The sequence below is a fragment of the Hydrogenophaga sp. FW305-3-2-15-A-LB1 genome (genome assembly GCF_058787875.1).
Window position 1 is genome coordinate 35,746 of sequence record NZ_JBYTAE010000042.1, and the last position, 13,622, is coordinate 49,367.

A 13,622-nucleotide genomic window follows, 5' to 3' on the forward strand; every position below is an offset into this window, starting at 1 on the left:
GGACGACTTCGCGTCCTCATGGCCGCGCGGGCCGCTCCCGGCGGCGCTATTGCCGCAGGATCTTCTCCATCGTCCTGCCCTTGGCCAGCTCGTCGATCAGCTTGTCCAGATAGCGGATGCGCTGCATCAGTGGGTCTTCCACCGCCTCGACGCGCACGCCACAGACGACGCCGGTGATCAGTGAGGTCTTCGGGTTCATCGCCGGGGCCTGGGCGAAGAAGGTTTCAAAGTCGTGCCCCTGCGCGATCTGCCGCTCCAGGCCCGCCTGGTCGTAGCCCGTCAGCCAGCGGATGACGTCGTCCACTTCCGCTTTCGTCCGGTGCTTGCGCTCCGCTTTCTGCACATACAGCGGGTAGACCTTGGCAAACGCCGTCTTGAAGATGGGGTGGGCGGGCATGGTCTTCCCTCGTGTGAACCAGCAGGATCAGTCTTTCGCGCCCAGCGCCAGGGCCCGTTCGCGACTGGCCTGCAGCTCCATCGGGTTGTCCGCTGTCTTGGTGGGCCAGCCTTGCAGGTGCCGCTCGGCCAGATCGGCCAGTGCGCGAATCCACTCGGGCGAGTCGTTCACGCAGGGGATGTACTGGAACTGCTGGCCGCCCGCGTGCAGAAAGGCTTCGCGCGCCTCCATGTTGATTTCTTCCAGCGTCTCCAGGCAATCGCTGGTGAAGCCGGGGCAGACCACGTCCACGTTCTTCAAACCCTTCTTCGCCATTGCCACCAGCGTGGGCTCGGTGTAGGGCTCCAGCCATTTGGCCTTGCCGAAGCGCGACTGGAAGGTGAGGGTGTAGCGCTCGGGCGCCAGGCCCAGTTGCTCGGCCAGCAGGCGCGCGGTCTTGCGGCATTCGCAGTGGTAGGGGTCGCCCAGGTGCAGGGTGCGCTCGGGCACGCCGTGGAAGCTCATCACCAGGTGGTCGCCCTGGCCGTGCGCCGTCCAGTGCGCGCGGATGGTCCGGGCCAGCGCCTTGATGTAGCCCGGGTCGTCGTGGTAGCGGTTGACGAAGCGCAGCTCGGGCAGGCTGCGCACGGGCTGGCTCCAGGCCGTCACCGCGTCGATCACGCTGGCGGTGGTGGTGCCGCTGTACTGCGGATAGGCCGGCAGCACCAGCACGCGGGCCACGCCCTGGGCCTTGAGCTCGTCGAGCACGGACGCGATGGACGGGTTGCCGTAGCGCATGGCATAGCGCACCGTCACCTGGTGGCCGCGCTCGCCCAGGTAGCCGCGCAGCAGCGTGGCCTGTTTTTCGGTCCACACCTTCAGCGGCGAGCCCTCGGGCAGCCAGACGCTGGCGTATTTGGCGGCGGACTTCTTCGGTCGCGTGCGCAGGATGATGCCGTGCAGGATGGGCCACCAGACCAGCGGGGGAATCTCCACCACGCGGGGGTCGCCGAGGAACTCGGCGAGGTAGCGGCGCAGGGCGGGGGCGCTGGCTTCGTCGGGCGTGCCGAGGTTGCAATAGACGATGGCCGTGCGCGCAGGTTGGCCATGGGGGATCGTCGGTTCGGGGCGGAAGGGCATGCGCTATTCTCCCGCAGACATGAATACCCCCCTCCCCACTGCGCTGGACGTCAGCCGCATCCGCGCCATCACCATCGATCTGGACGACACGCTGTGGCCGATCTGGCCCATCATCGAGCGCGCCGAGGCCGTGCTGGCCGCCTGGCTGCTGGAGCACGCGCCGGCCACCGCCGCGCAGTGGGGCGACCCCAAAGCCCTGCGCGCGGTGCGCAACGAAATGCACGCCCTGCGGCCCGACCTGGCGCACGACATGAGTGCCTTGCGCCGCGAGGCGATCCGCCTGGTGCTGACGCGCGCGGGCGACGACCCGGCGCTGGCCGAGCCGGCCTTCGACATCTTCTTTGCCGAGCGCCAGCGCGTGGAGCTGTTCGAGGACGCCTTGCCGGCGCTGGAGTTTCTGGCGAAGCGCTACCCGGTGGTGGCCCTGTCCAATGGCAATGCCAACGTGCACACGGTGGGCCTGGGCCAGCATTTCCATGCGGCGTTCAGCGCGCACGAGTTCGGCGTGGGCAAGCCCGATGCGCGGATCTTCCACGCGGCCGCCGGCAGCGCGGGCGTGGGCGCCGCCGAGGTGCTGCACATCGGTGACGACGCGCAGCTCGACGTGGTGGGGGCGCTGGGCGCGGGCATGCAGGTGGCCTGGCTCAACCGCGCCGGCCACGCCTGGGCGCACGCGCCGCTGCAACCCCATGTCACCGTGGCCGACCTGATGGCCCTGTGCCGCCAGCTGGGCTGAGCATGGGCCTCACGATCTACGGCATTCCCGCTTCCCGCGCTGTCCGCCCGCTCTGGGCCGCCACCGAACTGGGCCTCGATTTCAAGCACGTCGAGCTGGCCTACCAGGACCGCGGCACGCGCACGCCCGAGTTCCTCGCGATCAACCCCAACGGCCGCGTGCCGGCGGTGGTGGATGCCCGGCCCGAAGGCGATGTGGTGGTGTGGGAGAGCATGGCCTGCGCGCTGTACATCGCGCGCCACCACGGCCCGGCCGACGGCGCAAGCATCACGCCGGCCACACCGCACGAAGACGCCGAAGCCCTGCGCTGGAGCTTCTGGGCCATGACCGAAACCGAGGCCGATGCGCTCACGGTGCTGATGCACCGGCTGGTGATGCCCATGGAGCGGCGCAAGCCCGAGCTGGCCGACGCGGCCGAGCGCCGCCTGGCGGTGCCGCTGCGCGTGATCGAGCGGCACCTGCAGCGCCAGAAAGAGGCGGACCAGGCCCACCTCGCCGCCGCGCGCTTCACCGTGGCCGACCTGTGCGTGGCCAGCGTCTTGAACTGGGCGCGCCCGTCCAGGGCGCTGATGGACGCCCACCCGCTCACGCACGAATGGATCCGGCGCTGCATGGCGCGCCCGGCCTACCTCGCGGTGCGCGAGAACGGCTGAGCGCCGGGGCTCAGAAGCCCCAGAGCAGCTGTTTGGCGATCCAGCCGCCCACGCCTTCTTCGCGTTCCACGCGCACCCAGTCGGCCCGCTTCTCGCGCGTGCGCAGCAACTCGCCGTATTCCGCCTTGCCCACGATGCGGTGCTGTGCGCCCGGGCCGCTGCGGATGTTGGCGACCTTCGCCTTCACGACATGGTGCGGCGTGTTGCCGGTGAGCGAGCGCGCGACCCAGCCCGTGTCGCCCTCGAAGTCGCGCACCTTGACCCAGCTGCCCTTGCGCTCGGTGATCTGCAGCGGGTAGCCCCGCTTGAGTTCCCACAGCACGGCGGCCTTGGTGCTCGGGCCTTCGCGCATGTTGAGCGTGCTGCCCTGCACACTGACCATGCTTTGCGCCTGCGCCACGCTCGTGCTGAGCGCGAGCAGGCACAGGCCGGCGGCGGCGATGAGGTGTCGGGCGGGGTGGGGGGCGTTCATCCGCGAGGTCTCCTTCGGGTCGGGGTTGAAAAAAATGTCACACGGTGTGAACCCCGTGCGCCCCAGAGGTTCCGCAGATGCGTGGATCAGTGGGCTTCGGTGGCGAGCCGGGCCGCCGCGAGGCCGCTGCGCACCGCGCCTTCGAGCGTGGCGGGGTAGGGCCCTTCCACGTAGTCGCCCGCGGCCCAGAGCCCGGGGGCGATGGCCTGCACCGGCCGAACCAGGCCGGGCGTGCAGGCAAAGGTGGCGCGCTTTTCCACCACGGTCTGCACGGCCTGCAGCGCGGGCAGGCCGAGCTGGCGCCGGCCTTGTTCGAGCACCTGGGTCTGCAGGTCGTCGCGGTCCTCGCCGCTGGTGCTCACCACGAAGGCCAGCAGGCCTTGCGCGGCCGGGTCCGCGGGGCTGAGCTGGCCCCGGTCGAACACGAACTGCGCGGGGGCGGTCTGGGCGTCGGGCTCGGCGCGCAGGGCCAGCATGGGCGAGGCCAGGCGCGCGCCGGATGCCCAGGCATACACGGTCGTGATGGCCGTGAAGGGCAGCGCGCGGGCCGAGCGCGCCCAGGCCTTGAGGATGGGCTCGGTGCTTTCGTCGCAGGCGTCGGCGGCCTGGCGGATGGCCTTTTCGGCGGGGCTCGCGGCGGTGGCCCAGATCACGCGGTCAAAGGCCTCTTCGCCACCTTCGTGGCCCAGCATCCATTGCGTGGCCAGCGGGCGCAGGGTGCTCACGCGGGTGCCGATGCGCATCTGGGTCGAGCCGCCATGGCGCAGCAGCCACTCGGCCGCCGCATCGGGGAACAGGCGCGAGAGGTCGGTGCGCGGCAGCAGCAGGCTGGACGCGCTGAAGCCCGCGAAGCCCTTGCCGAACAGGGCATCGCGCAGCACGCGCAGGAACACGGCCGCGCTCGCGTCCACCGTGGGCGTGTTCAGCGCGGACACGCACAGCGGTTCGATGAGCTCCTGCACCACGCGCGCGGGCAGGCGGGCGCAGAGCTCGGCCACGGTGAGCTGGGGATCGCATTGGAAGCCCTGGCGCTGCCAGCGCAGCGAGGCGTTGACGAGCGCGAGCCGCTCGCGCCAGCGCCAGCTGCGCGTGGTGGCGATGGCGGCGAGCGCGTCCAGCGGCGCGGGCCAGTGCGCGGCCCAGGCCGGCGTCTGCAGGCCCGAGCCGTCGGTGTGCGGCAGGGCGAGGGGCAGGGCCAGCAGCGCCTGGGACAGGTCCAGCCCCACGCGCTGCATCAGCGCCAGCGTGTCGCTGTAGGCGCCGATGAGGATGTGTTGTCCGTTGTCGATCGTGAGCGGCGTGCCGTCGGGCAACTGCGCGGGCAGGGCGCGCGCGCGGCCCCCGAGCGTGCGCGCCGATTCGAACACCGTCACATCGATGCCGCGCGAGGCGGCTTCCACCGCGGCGGCCATGCCGGCCCAGCCGGCACCGACGACGGCGAGCCTCATAGGACGCGAAGACCCGCGCGGCGGCGCAGCGTGGGGCTCATAGCCTGCCCAGGGCCTGGACTTTCCAGGCCAGCCAGAACTTGCGCAAAGGCGTCAGGCTCACGCGCTGGGTCAGCACCAGCAGCGGGTCGGCCGCGATTTCCTTGAGCAGGGTGCGGTAGATGCTGGCCATCATCAGGCCCGGTTTCTGGGCACGGCGGTCGGCCGCGGGCAACAGGGCCAGGGCATCGTCGTAGGTCTGCAGGGCGCGCGTGCACTGGAACTGCATCAGCGCGTGGAAGCGGCGCTGGAAGTCGGTCACATCGGTGCCGGGCGCGGCGCCGCGCTGCAGCAGCTCGTGGGCCCGCACGTTGAAGCTCTGCAGCTCGTTCACAGGCAGGTAGATGCGCCCGCGAGTGGCGTCCTCGCCCACGTCGCGGATGATGTTGGTGAGCTGGAAGGCCAGGCCCAGGCGGTGGGCGTATTCGGTGGTGGCGATCTGCGTCTGGCCGAAGATGCGCGCCGCCACTTCCCCCACCACGCCGGCCACCAGGTGGCAGTAGCGCTGCAGGTTGGCGAAGTCGAGGTAGCGGTTCTGCTCCAGGTCCATCTGGCAGCCGTCGATCACGGCCAGCAGGTGGCGGATCTCGATCTCGTAGGTCTTGGCCAGCGGCATCAGCGCCTGCATCACCGGGTGGCTGGGCTCGCCGGCATAGGCTTGCGCCACCTCGCGGCGCCACCAGGCCAGCTTGGTCTGGGCCACGGCGGGGTCGCTGACCTCGTCCACCACGTCGTCCACCTCGCGGCAGAAGGCGTAGAAGGCGGTGATGGCCGCGCGGCGCTCGGCCGGCAGGAACAGGAAGGCGTAGTAGAAGCTGCTGCCTGAGGCAGCGGCTTTTTGCTGGACGTAGTCTTGAGGGCTCATGCGTGGTGCGATCCGGGGCCCAAGTGTACGCACCCGGGCCCACCGCCTGCGGGTAGGATGGGCCGGCGATCCAGCGCGTCCCCCACGAGGTGCCCCATGAACGATTCGAACCGTCGCGTCTTTCTGTTGCGAGCGGCCGCCACCGGCGCGGCCGGCTGGGCCGCCTCGGCGGTGGCCCAGCCGGCCATGGTGGGCGACAAGGACCCCACCGCCCTGGCCCTGGGCTACACGCCCGACACCCAGAAGGTGGATCCGCGCAAGTTCCCCAGGCACACCCCGGCGCAGACCTGCCGCAACTGCCAGCTCTACACCGGCAAGCCCGGTGACGCGGTGGGGGGTTGCACCATCTTCACCGGCAAGATGGTGGTGGCCAACGGCTGGTGCAGCGCCCACGTGCCCAAGGGTTGACGCGGGCGCCGCCCGGGCTCACTTGCGGGCCTTGGCCACTTCCTCGGCCACCAGTGCGAGGAGCTGCTCGCGCCCGAAGCTGGGCAGGCCCCGGCCATTGACGAAGAAGGTGGGCGTCTTGGTCACTTCCAGCGCGGTGAGGTCTTCGATGTCCTGCCGCAGCGCGGCCGCGAGTTCGGGCCGCTGGGCGTCCTCGATGGCCTGGTTGATGTCCAGCCCGGCCTGTTCCGCGGCCTGGAAGGCCACGCGCAAGTTGGGCTGGGCGTGGTCGGCCCACTGCGGTTGCGCGGCCAGCACGGCGTCGAGCACGGGCGCGTACTTGTTCTGCCGCTTGGCCGCTTCCAGCAGCAGGACGATCTGGTCCGAGCCCTGGTGGAAGGGCGCATAGCGGATCACCACACGCACTTCGTTGGGGTACTGCGCCAGCAGGCCCTTGACCACGGGGTGGAAGGCGCGGCAGGTCTCGCAGGCCGGGTCGAAGAACTCGACGATGGTCACCGGCGCGCCCTGCGGGCCAAACACCGGCGAATGCATGCGCACGAGGCGCGCCTGTTGCTGGGTGACCTTGTCCATCTGCGAGTTCTGCACACGCTGCTGGTACAGGTAGGCGCCCAGGCCGAACGCGGCGAGCACGACGGCGACGAGCGCGATCACGGTGATTTTCTTGGAGGTCATCGGGAGGTCTTTCGAAGGAACAGGGTGAGCAGAAGGCTGATGGCCGCGAAGGCGGCCAGGGAGAGCCAGGGAATCTGGATGCCGTTGAGGATCTCGAGCCGCTGGTCCGCGCACGAGACACCGGCGCTGCACGGCAGCCAGGCCTTGGGGATGAGGCCGGCCACCAGCAACGTGTGGTAACCCGCCATGGCGGTGCCGCCCAGTGCCAGCGGCAGCGCGTAGACCGCGCCGCGCCGGTCTTCGCTGAAGCAGGCCATGCCCAGGATGAGCGCGAGAGGGAACATGAAGATGCGCTGGTACCAGCAGAGCTGGCAGGGCACCATCAACATGACCTCGCCGATGAACAGCGCGCCGGCCGTCGCGGCGAGCGCCACCAGCCAGGCCAGGAGCAGAAGCGTCCAGGGGTTCTTCATGGGCGGGCGTCCGGTGTGGCGACGGGCGCGGCAGGCCGCCGCAGCGAGAGCAGGGCCCAGGCGACGACGGCGGTCACGACGAACACGTCGGCCAGGTTGAAGGCCGGCCAATGCAGGCCGCGCCAGTGGAGGTCGAGAAAGTCCACCACCGCGCCGGTCTGCACGCGGTCGATGAGGTTGCCCGCGCCGCCGGCCACGATCACCGCGCCGAGCCAGCGCTCCATCGGCTCGACGTGGCGCGTCATGCTCACGAAGCTGATGGCCACGACCACGATCAGGCCGACGGCGATGAGGAACGGGCGCTGCCAGCCGTCGGCATCGGCCAGCAGCGAAAACGCCGCGCCGGTGTTGAGCACATGGACCAGGTTCAGCCAGGGGGTGAGTTCGATGCCCGTGCCCAGCGGGATCGTGGCGGCGAAGTGGGCCTTGGTGGCCTGGTCCGCGCCCACCAGCGCGACGACGAGAACCAGCCAGGCCCAACGGGGGGATCGGCGGAGCCAATGGAGTGGCATGGGGTGCACCTCTTCGAAGAGCGCAAGAATGAGAGAAGAGCGGGCGACCCGGAAGGCCGCTCGCCGCTGCGTGAGGAGGGGGAGACGCGGGCGCGGCGCCGCGAACGGCGCTGCCACAGGCGGATGAAGCCGCTGCCCGGGGTCAGCCCCGGGCGCTCCACTGAGGCCGGTCGGGCAGGTCGGCAGGCCTCGACGCCGGCACCACGGCGGCCCCCGTCAGCGGGAAGGCCGGTGCGCTCGCGAAAGGGCGGCGCGGTTCGTGGAACAGGGCCATGGGACAGCCGTTGTGGCAGGTGCCGCAATCGGCGTGGTGCGCCGTGCTGGCATCCAGCCCCGGCGTGCGGGTGGCGCAATGGGGATGGGGGCAGTGCGCCCCCGCCACGGGCTCGCGTTCATGCGGGGCGGGCGTGCCCATCGCAGCCCAGGAAAACTGCAACGGCAAGAGCACCAACAGGAAGACGGCGAGCCACGAACGCATCAGGGGATTGTAGGAGTGGCCTGGGCGATGGCCTCGGCGATGTCCGCGCGCACGGCCATGGGCCGGAAGGCGCTGACCTGCGACCGGCCCGGGTTGCCGATCGGCAGGCGCCCTGTGAGGTGGCCCAGGGGCACGAGCAGCAGCCGCAGCACCTGCCCGGCCATCTCGCGCGCGTCCCGGGTGCGCCAGGCCTGGCCGAGCATCAGCCAATGGGTCTCCAGATGGGGCCGGAAACGGGTCTGGCCGACCACATGGGCCGCCTCCAGCAGCAGCCAGCGCTCGCGGGTCGCGGTGGCGGGCAGGGCGTGCAAGCGCGACAGCAGGCGGGCGTAGATCACCGGGTCGAAGCCCGGCACGGCGGTGGGCTCAGTGCGCATGGTCGTGGTGCCCGTGGGCTTCGCTTTCACCGGCGAGCTCGCCGCGCGCTTGGCGCAGCACCTGCCAGCCGCCGTGCAGGGCCAGCGCGGCCATCAGGCTGGCCACCATCAGGTCGGGCCAGGCGCTGCCGGTGCCGAACACGCCGAGCGCGGCCAGCATCACGGCTACGTTGCCGATGGCATCGTTGCGCGAGCACAGCCACACGCTGCGCATGTTGGCGTCGCCCTCGCGGAAGGCGTAGAGCATCCAGGCCACGGCCACGTTGGACACCAGCGCCAGCACCCCGATCACGCCCATGGTGGTGGCATCGGGCACCTGGCCGTTCCAGGCCGCCCACGCCGCGCTGCCCAGGATGTACAGGCCGAAGCCGATCATGCTCACCGCCTTGAGCACGGCCGCGCGGGCCCGCCAGGCCAGCGCGGAGGCGAGCACCGCGAGCGAGATGGCGTAGTTCAGCGCGTCGCCCGCGAAGTCGATCGCGTCGGCCAGCAGCGCGAGCGAGCCGGCGCGCCAGCCGGCGACGATCTCGACCAGGAACATGGCCGCGTTGACCAGCAGCGCGATCCAGAGAATGCGGCGGTAGCGGCCCAGGTTGGCGACCTCGGTGGGCTTGGGGGTGTCGTGGGTATGGCAATGGGCTGACATGGTTTTTCCTTTCGATGCCTGTATTGAAAACCCTAAAGCGGCTACAGTGTCAACAAGGAGAAAAACCATGCAGATCAAGGAACTGGCCCGTGCCACGGGCGTGGACGTGGAAACCATCCGCTTCTACGAGAAGGAAGGCCTGCTGCCCGAGCCCGCGCGGCTGGACAACGGCTACCGCAACTACGACCAGCCACACTTGGAGCGGCTGTCGTTCATCCGCCATTGCCGCGCGCTGGACATGCCCCTGGCCGACGTGAAACGCCTGCTCGGCTTCGTGGACGACCCCGAGGGCCATTGCCTCAATGTGGACCAACTGGTGGACGAACAGCTCAGCCGCGTGCGCGCCCGCCTCAAGAGCATGCGGGCGCTGGAGAAACAATTGCTGCAACTTCGTTCGCGCTGCGACGGCGAGCACGAGGGCGGGGCGCCCTGCGGCATCCTGACCGAGCTGGTCTCGGCCGCGCACGGGGAAGCCTGCGCCTGCCATCCCGGCCATTGATGCCGTTTGACGCCGTTTTTTACCGGTTCACTCCCATGGACGCCCTGCGCATCACCTTCCTCTTCGCCGTCACCGCGCTCGCCGAGATCGTGGGTTGTTACCTCACCTGGCTGGTGTTCAAACAGGAAAAAGTCGCCTGGCTGCTGCTGCCGGCGGCGCTGGCGCTGGGCCTGTTCGCCTGGCTGCTCACCCTGCATCCCGCCGCCGCCGGCCGCACCTACGCGGCCTATGGCGGCATGTACATCGCCGTGGCCCTGGTCTGGCTGCGGCTGGTGGACGGCGTCTCCCTCACCCGCTGGGACGTGGCGGGAGCGGTAATTGCCCTGACCGGGATGGCGGTGATCGCACTGCAGCCTCAGGGCGCCTGATCCCTCTCGTTCTCCTACGGCGAAAAGGGCACTTCGTCTGACACGGTGTTCGTGCGATCCCCGGCCTAATTTGGGCTCGGCTCACCCCCCGGGTGGGCCCGCGAATCGAACGACCTGTTGAAAGGGAACTGCCATGACCACCAATCCGTCTCCGCTGCCCAGCAACCACTTGCTGGCCATGCTGTCGAGCGCCGAATGGGAGCTTCTGGAGCCCGACCTCGAATGGGAAGAGCTGCGGGCCGGCGCCTTGCTGCACCAGGCCGGCGCCGAAGTGCGGCACGTGTACTTTCCCGTCAGCGCCACCGTGTCGCTGGTGTCTTCGCTGGAAGACGGCGCATCGTCCGAAGTGGCGGTGGTCGGCAACGAGGGCATGGTGGGTGTGTGCGCCTTCATGGGCGATACCAGCGCCCTGTGCGACGCCGTCGTGCAACGCCCCGGCCACGCCGGCCGCATGGGTGTGCAGGCGCTGCTGCACCACACGCGCCGCTCGCCCGAACTGCTGCAGCACCTGCTGGCCTACACCCAGGCGCTGTTCACGCACATGGCGCAGTCGTCGGCCTGCAACCGCCACCACGCGCTCGACCAGCAACTCTGCCGCTGGCTGCTCCAGCACCTGGACCGGCAGGACAACAGCGACATGCAGGCCACGCAGGAGCGCATCGCGAGCCTGCTCGGCGTGCGGCGCGAAGGCGTCACCAGCGGCGCGCTGAAGCTGCAGAAAGCCGGTTTGATCGAGTACCACCGGGGTCATATCTCCATCCTGGACCGTGACGGGCTCGAAGCGCGCAGCTGCGAATGCTACGGTGTGGTGCGCCGCGCGTACGACAAGCTCTCCTGCGGCCACGGCACACCCTCGCTTCCCACGCGGATCGTCAAACGGACCCTGCAGAGCGCCTGACCCGCGCCTCCTGCGGCGACGGTGCGGGCGCCGTGGTCAGGCCGAACACTTCGCTCAGGCTCTTGTGCTCGGGCAACACGTACACCACGGCCGACATGGTCGAGAACACCGGCTTCAGCTGCGCTTCGTAGAACGCGGCCGGCACATTGATGCAGCCATAGGAAATCCGGTTGTCGTCGATGGTCGCTGACGCGAGCCGCTCGGCGCGCCGCTCCTTGGGCTGCAGCGTGGGCCGCACGCGGTGCATCGACACGGCGGCCTCGTAGTCGACCCACACCACGTCTTCGCCCGTGAGGTTGTGGCCCAGATGCCCGACAAAGCGGCCGGCTGGTGTCGTGCGCTCATGCGGTTTCACCTGTTCCACCGGCCTGCTGCCGATGCCTGGCACGGTGTCGTCGCCAGGCGCAAACCCGAGCAGCACCGGGGTGCTGTCTCGCAGGCTCGCGTTGGCATTGAAAACATGCAACCGGGCGGCCGGCTTGTCCACCAGCACGAAAGGCATGCCCGCGTTGTCGCCCGTGCGGGCGATCCACTGCACGAGTTCGTGCGCGTTGGCGGTGGCCTCGACGCCGCCGAAGTCCGGCTCCGGCGCCGACAGGGGCGCGAGCGGCACCGCGATGGCGGCACCAGCCTGTGGGCCGTCGGGGCCCTGCACCAGCTTGGCCGGCGGCATGAGCAAGGTGAGCACTGCCGCGCCGATCAGCGCGCCGTTGCGGATGTCCTGCGCGAGGGAAGGGGGAATGCGCATGACGGTCGTGTTCTGGAAATGGGCGGCACCCGGAACCTCATCGGGCTCATGGGGGCCTGTTTCATCAAGGGTCAGTTGCGATCAGCCTGGGCATCCGTGGTCATCGGCACGGTGCTGCGTTGCGTCGTGTCCTGGCTGGGCGTCGCAGGCATCGTGGTCGACGGTGCGGGCGCGGTGGGCGTGGCGGGTTGCGCCTGGGTGGTCGAGTCCTGCGTCATGGGCGCTGGCGTGCTCGGGGTGGTGGTCTGCGCGTACACGAGGCCAGCGCCGACGACGGTCAGCGCGGCCACGGTGGTGGTGAGGAGTTTGGAAGTCTTCATGATGGGGTCCTTTGAAAGCTGCACGGGGCAGGGGGGTGACAACAGCCGGAAGAAGCGGCTGAGTCCAGACTAAGCCTCGCGTGAGCGAAGTTCTGTACGTCAACGCACAGACCCCTGGGCGCATGCCCGCGATCCTGAAGACTCCATATCGAGGAGCACGCCATGGCACAAACCGCACACATTGTTGGCAAGGTCGAGTACCGCGAAGGCGATGGCCCCAACATCGTCATTCGCCCCGGTCCCGTGAAGGTGGAAACGGGTTTGAACGACGCCACCCTCAGCTGGGTCGACGAGGAAGTGCGTGGCTCGGCGGCCATGCCGCTGGCCGACTTCAAGCGCTACGTGACGGAGGGCAAGATCAAGCTCGCCGCATGATGAAAAACGCCGCCTGCACCGGGCTGTGATACCCGATGTAAGCGGCGTAAATCTTGTGCTTCAGGCTGCCTGCGGCTGCAGGAACACCCGGGCCTTCTTCGGCGAGACCACCAGCGTGTCGCCTTCCTTGAAACCCAGTTCGCGGAAACGCTCCGACGACATGCGCGCCTCGATCAGCGGGTCGTACCCACCCGGGGCCTGTGCGTCCACCGGCAGCAGTTCGAGCCGGGCGATCGGGCCCACCACCACCGCACGCTCCAGCTTGGCCACGATGCCAGGCAGACCGGCCGCGTAACGCTGCACGTCCAGGTCGTGCGGGCGCACATAGGCAAAGGCCTTGGCGTCCTGCGCGCCAGCGTGTTCGGGTGAATCGATGGACACGCCTTGCAGGTGCAACTGGCCTTCGTTGGCACGGCCGTGGAACAGGTTCACGTCGCCCAGGAAGCCGTACACGAACGGGCTCGCCGGGTGTTCCCACACCTCCTGCGGCGCGCCGATCTGTTCCACCTGGCCTTGGTTCATCAGCACCACGCGGTCCGCCACTTCCAGGGCTTCTTCCTGGTCGTGGGTGACGAAAACGCTGGTCACGTGCAGCTCGTCGTGCAGGCGGCGCAGCCAGCGGCGCAGTTCCTTGCGCACCTTGGCATCGAGCGCGCCAAAAGGCTCGTCGAGCAGCAGCACCTTGGGCTCCACCGCGAGCGCGCGCGCCAGGGCGATGCGCTGGCGCTGGCCGCCCGAGAGCTGCGAAGGGTAGCGGTCCGCCAGCCAATCCAGCTGCACCAGCTTGAGCAGATCGAGCACCTTGGTCTTGATCTGCGCATCGCTCGGGCGCTGGCCGCGAGGCTTCACGCGCAGGCCGAAGGCCACGTTCTCGAACACCGTCATGTGGCGGAACAGCGCGTAGTGCTGGAACACGAAGCCCACGTTGCGCTCGCGCACGTGCACGTCGGTGGTGTCCTCGCCGCTGAACAGGATGCTGCCCGTGTCCGGCGTCTCCAGCCCCGCGATGATGCGCAGCAGCGTGGTCTTGCCGCAGCCCGAAGGGCCGAGCAGGGCCAGCAACTCGCCCGAGTGGATGTCCAGGTTGACGTTCTTCAGCGCCTGGAAGGTGCCGAAATTCTTGTTGATGTCGCGGATCTCAATGCTCATGGTGTCTGTCCCAGCAGGGTTGGGTGG

General features: G+C 69.4%; 21 protein-coding genes. 7 read left to right on the forward strand and 14 right to left on the reverse strand.

Going from position 1 to position 13,622, the window contains the following annotated elements; all coding sequences use genetic code 11:
- Nucleotides 1-46: 46 nt before the first annotated feature.
- Both AC3WPZ_RS14400 and hemH read right to left on the reverse strand, forming a co-directional pair.
- Complete coding sequence (locus AC3WPZ_RS14400; protein ID WP_382324143.1) at nt 47-397, reverse strand: DUF2200 domain-containing protein; 351 nt, start codon at nt 395-397, stop codon at nt 47-49.
- Between the two features lie 27 nt (nt 398-424).
- Complete coding sequence (hemH, locus tag AC3WPZ_RS14405) at nt 425-1,516, reverse strand: ferrochelatase (RefSeq protein WP_382326904.1); 1,092 nt, start codon at nt 1,514-1,516, stop codon at nt 425-427.
- A gap of 19 nt (nt 1,517-1,535) precedes the next feature.
- Between hemH and AC3WPZ_RS14410 the strand changes: the two genes are divergently transcribed.
- Together AC3WPZ_RS14410 and AC3WPZ_RS14415 are read left to right on the forward strand one after the other, a co-directional pair.
- Entirely contained in the window at nt 1,536-2,252 is a 717-nt protein-coding gene (locus AC3WPZ_RS14410) for an HAD family hydrolase (protein WP_492440215.1), read from the forward strand.
- Between the two features lie 2 nt (nt 2,253-2,254).
- Nucleotides 2,255-2,905, forward strand: coding sequence for a glutathione S-transferase family protein (locus AC3WPZ_RS14415; RefSeq protein WP_382326902.1), 651 nt, complete (start codon nt 2,255-2,257; stop codon nt 2,903-2,905).
- A 10-nt stretch (nt 2,906-2,915) separates the two neighbouring features.
- Here AC3WPZ_RS14415 and AC3WPZ_RS14420 read toward each other — a convergent pair whose 3' ends face one another.
- From AC3WPZ_RS14420 to hpnD, 3 genes are all read right to left on the reverse strand, one after another.
- Nucleotides 2,916-3,377 carry an SH3 domain-containing protein gene (locus tag AC3WPZ_RS14420; protein WP_382324147.1) on the reverse strand — a complete coding sequence of 154 codons (462 nt, stop codon included), beginning with the start codon at nt 3,375-3,377 and terminating at the stop codon, nt 2,916-2,918.
- A gap of 86 nt (nt 3,378-3,463) precedes the next feature.
- Entirely contained in the window at nt 3,464-4,825 is a 1,362-nt protein-coding gene (gene hpnE, locus AC3WPZ_RS14425; RefSeq protein ID WP_382324149.1) for a hydroxysqualene dehydroxylase HpnE, read from the reverse strand.
- Between the two features lie 37 nt (nt 4,826-4,862).
- The gene (gene hpnD, locus AC3WPZ_RS14430; RefSeq protein ID WP_382324151.1) at nt 4,863-5,729 is read right to left on the reverse strand and encodes a presqualene diphosphate synthase HpnD; all 867 of its coding nucleotides are present in this window, start codon (nt 5,727-5,729) and stop codon (nt 4,863-4,865) included.
- Nucleotides 5,730-5,825: 96 nt separating this feature from the next.
- Between hpnD and AC3WPZ_RS14435 the strand changes: the two genes are divergently transcribed.
- On the forward strand, nt 5,826-6,137 hold the full coding sequence (locus AC3WPZ_RS14435) for a high-potential iron-sulfur protein (protein ID WP_382324152.1): 312 nt from the start codon (nt 5,826-5,828) through the stop codon (nt 6,135-6,137).
- A gap of 18 nt (nt 6,138-6,155) precedes the next feature.
- On the opposite strand, the gene AC3WPZ_RS14440 is transcribed toward AC3WPZ_RS14435, so the two are convergent.
- The 6 genes from AC3WPZ_RS14440 to AC3WPZ_RS14465 form a co-directional block, all read right to left on the reverse strand.
- A complete protein-coding gene (locus AC3WPZ_RS14440; protein ID WP_382158783.1) occupies nt 6,156-6,812 on the reverse strand; it encodes a DsbA family protein in 657 nt (218 codons plus the stop codon).
- A complete protein-coding gene (locus AC3WPZ_RS14445; protein WP_382324153.1) occupies nt 6,809-7,225 on the reverse strand; it encodes a disulfide bond formation protein B in 417 nt (138 codons plus the stop codon). Before AC3WPZ_RS14445 ends, AC3WPZ_RS14440 begins: the two co-directional genes overlap by 4 nt.
- The gene (gene lspA / locus AC3WPZ_RS14450) at nt 7,222-7,737 is read right to left on the reverse strand and encodes a signal peptidase II (RefSeq protein WP_492440219.1); all 516 of its coding nucleotides are present in this window, start codon (nt 7,735-7,737) and stop codon (nt 7,222-7,224) included. The genes AC3WPZ_RS14445 and lspA overlap by 4 nt, the downstream gene beginning before the upstream one ends.
- A 142-nt stretch (nt 7,738-7,879) precedes the next feature.
- On the reverse strand, nt 7,880-8,215 hold the full coding sequence (locus AC3WPZ_RS14455; RefSeq protein ID WP_492440221.1) for a hypothetical protein: 336 nt from the start codon (nt 8,213-8,215) through the stop codon (nt 7,880-7,882).
- A complete protein-coding gene (locus AC3WPZ_RS14460; RefSeq protein WP_492440223.1) occupies nt 8,215-8,592 on the reverse strand; it encodes a DUF3703 domain-containing protein in 378 nt (125 codons plus the stop codon). The genes AC3WPZ_RS14455 and AC3WPZ_RS14460 overlap by 1 nt, the downstream gene beginning before the upstream one ends.
- The gene (locus AC3WPZ_RS14465; RefSeq protein ID WP_382324158.1) at nt 8,582-9,238 is read right to left on the reverse strand and encodes a cation efflux transmembrane domain-containing protein; all 657 of its coding nucleotides are present in this window, start codon (nt 9,236-9,238) and stop codon (nt 8,582-8,584) included. Before AC3WPZ_RS14465 ends, AC3WPZ_RS14460 begins: the two co-directional genes overlap by 11 nt.
- A gap of 67 nt (nt 9,239-9,305) precedes the next feature.
- Here AC3WPZ_RS14465 and cadR point away from each other — a divergent pair, with 67 nt between their 5' ends.
- The 3 genes from cadR (at nt 9,306) to AC3WPZ_RS14480 (ending at nt 11,003) form a co-directional block, all read left to right on the forward strand.
- Nucleotides 9,306-9,737, forward strand: coding sequence for a Cd(II)/Pb(II)-responsive transcriptional regulator (gene cadR, locus AC3WPZ_RS14470; protein ID WP_382324160.1), 432 nt, complete (start codon nt 9,306-9,308; stop codon nt 9,735-9,737).
- 35 nt (nt 9,738-9,772) lie between these two features.
- Nucleotides 9,773-10,105 carry a YnfA family protein gene (locus tag AC3WPZ_RS14475; RefSeq protein WP_382158770.1) on the forward strand — a complete coding sequence of 111 codons (333 nt, stop codon included), beginning with the start codon at nt 9,773-9,775 and terminating at the stop codon, nt 10,103-10,105.
- Between the two features lie 133 nt (nt 10,106-10,238).
- Nucleotides 10,239-11,003 carry a Crp/Fnr family transcriptional regulator gene (locus AC3WPZ_RS14480; protein ID WP_382158768.1) on the forward strand — a complete coding sequence of 255 codons (765 nt, stop codon included), beginning with the start codon at nt 10,239-10,241 and terminating at the stop codon, nt 11,001-11,003.
- On the opposite strand, the gene AC3WPZ_RS14485 is transcribed toward AC3WPZ_RS14480, so the two are convergent.
- Both AC3WPZ_RS14485 and AC3WPZ_RS14490 read right to left on the reverse strand, forming a co-directional pair.
- Entirely contained in the window at nt 10,978-11,751 is a 774-nt protein-coding gene (locus tag AC3WPZ_RS14485; RefSeq protein ID WP_492440225.1) for a hypothetical protein, read from the reverse strand. The two genes, AC3WPZ_RS14480 and AC3WPZ_RS14485, sit on opposite strands and share 26 nt — an antisense overlap.
- Before the next feature lie 71 nt (nt 11,752-11,822).
- Nucleotides 11,823-12,071 (reverse strand): hypothetical protein, encoded by a 249-nt coding sequence (locus AC3WPZ_RS14490; protein WP_291112336.1) that lies wholly within the window; start codon nt 12,069-12,071, stop codon nt 11,823-11,825.
- Nucleotides 12,072-12,233: 162 nt separating this feature from the next.
- Here AC3WPZ_RS14490 and AC3WPZ_RS14495 point away from each other — a divergent pair, with 162 nt between their 5' ends.
- Nucleotides 12,234-12,446, forward strand: coding sequence for a hypothetical protein (locus tag AC3WPZ_RS14495; RefSeq protein WP_291112338.1), 213 nt, complete (start codon nt 12,234-12,236; stop codon nt 12,444-12,446).
- A gap of 60 nt (nt 12,447-12,506) precedes the next feature.
- Here AC3WPZ_RS14495 and AC3WPZ_RS14500 read toward each other — a convergent pair whose 3' ends face one another.
- Complete coding sequence (locus AC3WPZ_RS14500; RefSeq protein ID WP_382158762.1) at nt 12,507-13,595, reverse strand: sulfate/molybdate ABC transporter ATP-binding protein; 1,089 nt, start codon at nt 13,593-13,595, stop codon at nt 12,507-12,509.
- Nucleotides 13,596-13,622 lie beyond the last annotated feature (27 nt).

Coding starts and splice junctions, on each gene's coding strand:
- AC3WPZ_RS14465 (WP_382324158.1), bottom strand. CDS start 9,238: ATGTCAGCCCATTGCCATACCCACGACACCCCCAAGCCCACCGAGGTC.
- AC3WPZ_RS14420 (WP_382324147.1), bottom strand. CDS start 3,377: ATGAACGCCCCCCACCCCGCCCGACACCTCATCGCCGCCGCCGGCCTG.
- AC3WPZ_RS14435 (WP_382324152.1), top strand. CDS start 5,826: ATGAACGATTCGAACCGTCGCGTCTTTCTGTTGCGAGCGGCCGCCACC.
- hemH (WP_382326904.1), bottom strand. CDS start 1,516: ATGCCCTTCCGCCCCGAACCGACGATCCCCCATGGCCAACCTGCGCGC.
- lspA (WP_492440219.1), bottom strand. CDS start 7,737: ATGCCACTCCATTGGCTCCGCCGATCCCCCCGTTGGGCCTGGCTGGTT.
- AC3WPZ_RS14460 (WP_492440223.1), bottom strand. CDS start 8,592: ATGCGCACTGAGCCCACCGCCGTGCCGGGCTTCGACCCGGTGATCTAC.
- AC3WPZ_RS14410 (WP_492440215.1), top strand. CDS start 1,536: ATGAATACCCCCCTCCCCACTGCGCTGGACGTCAGCCGCATCCGCGCC.
- AC3WPZ_RS14490 (WP_291112336.1), bottom strand. CDS start 12,071: ATGAAGACTTCCAAACTCCTCACCACCACCGTGGCCGCGCTGACCGTC.
- AC3WPZ_RS14500 (WP_382158762.1), bottom strand. CDS start 13,595: ATGAGCATTGAGATCCGCGACATCAACAAGAATTTCGGCACCTTCCAG.
- cadR (WP_382324160.1), top strand. CDS start 9,306: ATGCAGATCAAGGAACTGGCCCGTGCCACGGGCGTGGACGTGGAAACC.
- hpnE (WP_382324149.1), bottom strand. CDS start 4,825: ATGAGGCTCGCCGTCGTCGGTGCCGGCTGGGCCGGCATGGCCGCCGCG.
- AC3WPZ_RS14445 (WP_382324153.1), bottom strand. CDS start 7,225: ATGAAGAACCCCTGGACGCTTCTGCTCCTGGCCTGGCTGGTGGCGCTC.
- AC3WPZ_RS14485 (WP_492440225.1), bottom strand. CDS start 11,751: ATGCGCATTCCCCCTTCCCTCGCGCAGGACATCCGCAACGGCGCGCTG.
- AC3WPZ_RS14475 (WP_382158770.1), top strand. CDS start 9,773: ATGGACGCCCTGCGCATCACCTTCCTCTTCGCCGTCACCGCGCTCGCC.
- AC3WPZ_RS14400 (WP_382324143.1), bottom strand. CDS start 397: ATGCCCGCCCACCCCATCTTCAAGACGGCGTTTGCCAAGGTCTACCCG.
- hpnD (WP_382324151.1), bottom strand. CDS start 5,729: ATGAGCCCTCAAGACTACGTCCAGCAAAAAGCCGCTGCCTCAGGCAGC.
- AC3WPZ_RS14495 (WP_291112338.1), top strand. CDS start 12,234: ATGGCACAAACCGCACACATTGTTGGCAAGGTCGAGTACCGCGAAGGC.
- AC3WPZ_RS14415 (WP_382326902.1), top strand. CDS start 2,255: ATGGGCCTCACGATCTACGGCATTCCCGCTTCCCGCGCTGTCCGCCCG.
- AC3WPZ_RS14455 (WP_492440221.1), bottom strand. CDS start 8,215: ATGCGTTCGTGGCTCGCCGTCTTCCTGTTGGTGCTCTTGCCGTTGCAG.
- AC3WPZ_RS14440 (WP_382158783.1), bottom strand. CDS start 6,812: ATGACCTCCAAGAAAATCACCGTGATCGCGCTCGTCGCCGTCGTGCTC.
- AC3WPZ_RS14480 (WP_382158768.1), top strand. CDS start 10,239: ATGACCACCAATCCGTCTCCGCTGCCCAGCAACCACTTGCTGGCCATG.